Origin of the sequence: Sphingomonas sp. Leaf25 (genome assembly GCF_001421635.1) — a bacterium.
Classification (GTDB): Bacteria; Pseudomonadota; Alphaproteobacteria; order Sphingomonadales; family Sphingomonadaceae; genus Sphingomonas.
Window position 1 is genome coordinate 566,876 of sequence record NZ_LMKU01000033.1, and the last position, 5,584, is coordinate 572,459.

Genomic DNA, 5,584 nt, shown 5'->3' on the forward strand with positions numbered 1-5,584 from the left:
CATGTTCGGCGCGGAAGTTCGCCGCCGCCGCCGTGGTGCGCTTGCCGCCCGACAGGAACCAAGCGTCGACCACGGTGATGCCGCGCTTGCCGACGAAGGCGCGGAAGTCGTCGATCGTCACATGATGGATGTTGGGCGTGTCATACCATTCGAGCGGCAACAGCTTCGTCACCGGCATCCGCCCGCCCCACAACAGCGAGGCGCGTACCCGCCAGTGCGCGAAATTGGGGAAGGACACGAACGCCTGCCCACCGATGCGCAGCAGATGGTCGAGCACGACATGCGGGCGCATCGCGGTCTGGAGCGTCTGGCTGAGGATCGCATAGTCGAAGCTGGCGTCGGGATAGTCGGCGAGGTCGCTGTCGGCGTCGCCCTGCATCACCGACAGCCCCTTGGCCATCGCATCGGCGACGTTGCGCGCGTCGATCTCCAGCCCGCGCGCATCGACGCCGCGCGTGTCGCGCAGCGCCGCCATCAACTGCCCGTCGCCGCAGCCGACGTCGAGCACGCGCGATCCCGGCGCGACATGGGCCGCGATAATCGCCAGATCGGGGCGAAGCGTCATGCCCGCGCCTCCAGAAAGCCGCGCATCACCCGGTCGAGATCGGGCGATTCGAGCAGGAACGCATCATGGCCGAACGGCGACGACAGCTCGACGAAGCTGGCGGGCGCGCCGGCGGCGTTGAGCGCATGGACGATGCTGCGCGACTCCGCCGTCGGATAAAGCCAGTCGGTATCGTAGCTGACGATGCAGAACCGCGCTTTCGTCGCGCGAAAGGCGTTGGCGAGAATGCCGCCATGTTCCTCGGCCAGATCGAAATAATCGAGCGCGCGGGTGATGTAGAGATAGGAATTGGCATCGAACCGGTCGGTGAAGGCAAGGCCCTGATGCCGCAGATAGCTTTCGACCTGGAAATCGGCATCGAAGCCGAACGTCTTGGACCCCGCCTGTCCGTCGGCGCGCGCCTGCAACTTGCGGCCGAACTTGGCGGTCAGGCCCGCTTCGGACAGATAGGTGATGTGCGCCGCCATCCGCGCGACCGACAGGCCGGCCGACGGGGCCGCGCCGTCGTAATATTCGCCGCCGGCCCAGTTGGGATCGGCCATGATCGCCTGCCGCCCGACCTCGTGGAACGCGATGTTCTGCGCCGAATGCCGCGCGGTCGAGGCGATCACCACCACCGCCTCGACCCGGTCGGGCAGCGTCGCGCCCCATGACAGCGCCTGCATGCCGCCCATCGACCCGCCGACCACCGCGCGGAGGCGTTCGATGCCGAGATGGTCGAGCAGCATCCCCTGCGCACGCACCATGTCGCGGATGGTCAGCACCGGAAAGCGCATCGCATAGGGGCGGCCGGTCGCGGGATCGATGCTGGCGGGACCCGACGATCCCATGCAACTGCCCAGCACGTTCGAGCAGATGACGAACTGTTTATCCAGATCGATCGGCTTGCCCGGCCCAATCATTCGCGACCACCAGCCGGGCTTGCCGGTGCGCGGGTGCGCCGAGGCGACATGATGGTCGCCGGTCAGCGCGTGGCAGATCAGCACCGCATTGTCGCGCGCGGGGTTCAGCGTGCCATAGGTTTCATAGGCGATGTCGATCCGGTCGAGCATCGCTCCGCCATCGAGCGCGAGGGGGGTGTCGAGCGTGACGCGGCGATCGGGACCGAAGCGGGAATCCATGGGCTTGCCGCTACCGGTCCGAGCCGGCCGGTTCAAGCCGCGTCGGGTGCGATCCGCCGTCCGAGCAGGCTGGCGGCGGCAAGCCGCCCGGTCTGCGCCGCGCCGTTCATATAGCCGGGATAGGCATCGGATAGATGCTCGCCCGCGAACACGATCCGCCCGGCGCGCGCCACCTGAGTCGCGCGGCCGTCGGCTTCCTCCAGCCACAACAGTTTCGCGAAACGGGTCAGCATCCCCGGCGGATAATTGACATAGGCCCCGCCGATCAGTGGATCGGCGCTCCATCCGGTGCGATCGAAGCTCCAGTCGGCGCTGCGGTGCGCGTTCAACGCCACCAGCGCGGGGGCGAACAGCGCGTCGAGCTGCCCCGGTGCGGGCGGCGCGCCATGGGCGGTGAAGCCCGCCGCCTGATCGCCGCCGAAGAACCAGTTCCACACCGGGCGTTCGGGTCCGCCGCGCACCGTCGCGTCCCACCCTTGCGCGGCGGCGGCGGCGGGATCGGCCGACCACAGTTCGCCACCCTCGCCGATCTCCGCGCGCCATGGCGTGCTCGCCATCGCCCATTGCAGCTTTTCGTTGCGGCCCAGTTCCATCGAACCGAGGAACTGCCGCCATGGCGCGGGCAGGGGGGCGGCGATCTCGATCCGGCGGGCGACGTTGGCGGGAAGCGCCAGCACGACATGATCGCAGGCGATGCGTGACAGGTCGCGGAACACGATGCCCGCGCCCCGGCCATTCGCCTCGACCCGGATCGCCTCGCGCGCGGTGGCGATGCGGTCGGCGTGGAGCGCGGCCAGCGCCTCGACCAGCGTCGAACTGCCGCCCGACAGGACATAGCGTTCGTCGCTGCCGCCCAGCACCTCCACCCGGTCGCCGTCGACGACGGGCAGGTTGAACAGCAGCCCGATCGCCGAAACCCGATCGGGCTCGGCACCATATTCGGTGCGCGCGGTCTGTTCGAGCAGGCGGCGGACCCACGGGTCGGGCAGCAGTGCGGCGTGAAGGTCGAAATAGGCGGCCATCGACAGCCGGTCGAGCCGGCGCGCGGTGCCCTCGAAATCGTCCGACAGCGCCTTGGCGTCGAGGTCGATCCGCCGCGCGATCGGGCGCAGCGCGCGCGCCAGCCGGGCGTCGGACACGCTCTCGCCATTCTCGACGATGATCGTGCGATGGGCGGTGTCCTTGCGGTCGATCAGCGCGATGCCGAAGCGGCGGGCGAGCGCGTGCATGTCGGCATGGTCGGTATTGACCAACTGTCCGCCGCGCTCGAACGCGACGCCGTCGGGCAGGCGACGGGTATGGATCCGCCCGCCCAGCCGCGCCTTCGCCTCGTACAGCCACGCATCGACCCCGGCGGCGCGCAGATGGTGCAGCGCGGTCAGCCCGGCGAGGCCACCGCCCAGAATCGCGACGCGGCCGGGCGCGGTCTGCCGGGCGGCCAGCGGCACGGCCATGCCGGCCAGCCCGGTCGCCGCCAGCCCTTGCAACAACGCGCGCCGGGTGGCGCTCCAACTCGCCGCGACAGGCGCGGGCGCACCTTGTTCGATCAGGTTGGCCCGCCGTGCCGCCTGCATCGCCCGCCAGATCGTGTCGCCCGCCCGCATTGCCGCCCCTGTTCCGCTTGTCCCGCGTTGCAGCGGCCATAGCAGGCGATGGTTAACGGGTCTTGGTGTTCTTGGTGTAGCGGTCCCGATCCCTCGATCTTGCGTTCAGGCCCTGCTTGGCGCAGGGGGCGGGGCCATGAACGCTCCCGCTCCCAAGCCATGGATCCTCGACATCGCCCCCTATGTCCCCGGCCGGTCGAAGACCGACGACGGGCGGCAGGTGGCGAAACTCTCGTCGAACGAGAACCCGCTCGGCACCTCGCCGCACGCCCGCGCCGCCTTCGCGCAGGCCGACCGCAGCCTCGAGCGCTATCCCGATCCCGGTGCCGCCGATCTGCGTGCGGCGATCGCGCAGGCGCATGGGCTGGACCCGGCGCGGATCATCTATGGCACCGGGTCGGACGAGGTGCTGCATCTGGCCGCCGGGGCCTATGCCGGCCACGGCGACGAGGTGATCTTCGTGCGCTATGGCTTCGCGGTCTATGAGATCGCGACGCGCCGCGTCGGCGCGACCCCGGTGGTGGCACCGGACAAGGACCACGCGACCGACGTCGATGCGATCCTCGCGTGCGTGACCGACCGGACGCGCGTGGTGTTCGTCGCCAATCCGAACAATCCCACCGGCACCTATTCCCCCCGCGCGGAGATCGCGCGGCTGCACGCCGCCCTGCGCCCCGACATCCTGCTGGTGCTCGATCAGGCCTATGCCGAATATCTCGAGGATCACGAGGACGACCACGGCCTCGACCTCGCCCGGACGCAGGCGAACGTGCTGGTCACGCGGACCTTTTCCAAGATCCACGGTCTGGCCGCCGAGCGGATCGGCTGGGGCTATGGCTCGGCGGAGGCGATCGATGCGATGCACCGCATCCGCGCGCCGTTCAACGTGACGACCGCCGGACAGCAGGCGGCGATCGCGGCGGTGCGCGACACCAGCTTCGTCGAGGCCAGCCGCGCGCACAACCGCCAGTGGCGGACATGGTTCGAAGGTGAGATCGCCGCGCTGGGCAACGCGGGCCTGCGCGCCGTGCCATCAAAGGCCAATTTCGTGCTGGTGCTGTTCGATGGACCGGTCAGCGCGGGCGACGCCTATCAGGGGTTGATGGACAAGGGCTTCATCACTCGTTGGCTGCCCGGACAGGGCCTCGCCAATGGCCTGCGCATCTCGATCGGCACCGAAGCGGAGGTACGCGGCGTCGCCGCCGCGCTTCGCGAGATCGTTGGCGGCTGATGCTGCCGTTCGCGCGGGTCGCGATCCTCGGGCTGGGGCTGATCGGATCGTCGATCGCCCGCGCGGTCCGCGCCGACATGCCGGGCGTGCGCCTCACCGGCCATGACGCCTCGGCGGAAGCGCGCGAGACGGTGCGCGCGCTGGGGCTGCTCGACGATGTGAGCGACCATGCCGGCGCGGCGGTGATCGATGCCGATCTGGTGATCCTGTGCGTGCCGGTCGGCGCGATCGGCCCGGTCGCCGCCGAGATCGCGCCCGACCTGCCCCCCGGCGTCGTCGTCAGCGACGTCGGGTCGAGCAAGGCGGGCATCGCCGCCGCGCTGGCGCAGGCCCTGCCCGGCGTCGCGATCGTCCCCGCGCATCCGGTGGCGGGGACCGAACGCAGCGGACCGGAGGCGGGCTTCGCCACGCTGTTCAAGGGGCGCTGGTGCATTCTCACGCCCGCGGCCGACGCCGACCCCCTCGCGGTCGAGCGCGTCGCCGAATTCTGGCGCAGGATCGGGGCGGACATCGAAATGATGGACGCGCAGCACCATGATCTGGTGCTGGCGATCACCAGCCACCTGCCGCACCTGATCGCCTATACCATCGTCGGCACCGCCAGCGATCTGGAGGCGGTGACGCAGAGCGAGGTTATCAAATATTCGGCGGGCGGTTTCCGCGACTTCACCCGCATCGCCGCGTCCGACCCGACGATGTGGCGCGACGTGTTCCTCGCCAACAAGGACGCGGTGCTGACCATGCTCCAGCGCTTCTCCGAGGACCTGTCGGCGCTGCAACGCGCGATCCGCTGGGACAAGGGCGACGAACTGTTCGACCTGTTCAGCCGCACCCGCACCATCCGCCGCTCGATCGTCGAACAGGGGCAGGACGACGCCCGCGAGGACTTCGGACGGCGGCACGGGTAGGGGGCGGTTGCAGCGGGAGGGTGCAGGACCGATCGACATTCAGCCAGACGGCGGTTTATGCACCTCCCCTCCCTGACAAGGGAGGGGCCGGGGGTGGGTCGGCCCGAGGGGGAATACGCGCTCCACAACCCGACTACCCCCCCCCCACCCCCCCC

At 69.8% G+C, this 5,584-nt stretch carries 5 protein-coding genes; 2 read left to right on the forward strand and 3 right to left on the reverse strand.

Annotated elements, in window-relative coordinates:
• The 3 genes from metW to ASE78_RS17555 all read right to left on the reverse strand — a co-directional run.
• Nucleotides 1-565: methionine biosynthesis protein MetW (metW, locus tag ASE78_RS17545; protein ID WP_056499326.1), on the reverse strand; the 565-nt coding region annotated here is incomplete at its 3' end.
• Nucleotides 562-1,686, reverse strand: coding sequence for a homoserine O-acetyltransferase MetX (gene metX / locus ASE78_RS17550; protein WP_056498905.1), 1,125 nt, complete (start codon nt 1,684-1,686; stop codon nt 562-564). The genes metW and metX, both read right to left, overlap by 4 nt.
• Before the next feature lie 32 nt (nt 1,687-1,718).
• The gene (locus tag ASE78_RS17555) at nt 1,719-3,290 is read right to left on the reverse strand and encodes a flavin monoamine oxidase family protein (protein WP_056498908.1); all 1,572 of its coding nucleotides are present in this window, start codon (nt 3,288-3,290) and stop codon (nt 1,719-1,721) included.
• Between the two features lie 136 nt (nt 3,291-3,426).
• Here ASE78_RS17555 and hisC point away from each other — a divergent pair, with 136 nt between their 5' ends.
• Nucleotides 3,427-4,521 carry a histidinol-phosphate transaminase gene (gene hisC / locus ASE78_RS17560; protein WP_056498911.1) on the forward strand — a complete coding sequence of 365 codons (1,095 nt, stop codon included), beginning with the start codon at nt 3,427-3,429 and terminating at the stop codon, nt 4,519-4,521.
• Nucleotides 4,521-5,429, forward strand: a complete 909-nt coding sequence (locus ASE78_RS17565) for a prephenate/arogenate dehydrogenase family protein (protein ID WP_056498912.1) — start codon at nt 4,521-4,523, stop codon at nt 5,427-5,429. The genes hisC and ASE78_RS17565 overlap by 1 nt, the downstream gene beginning before the upstream one ends.
• Nucleotides 5,430-5,584 lie beyond the last annotated feature (155 nt).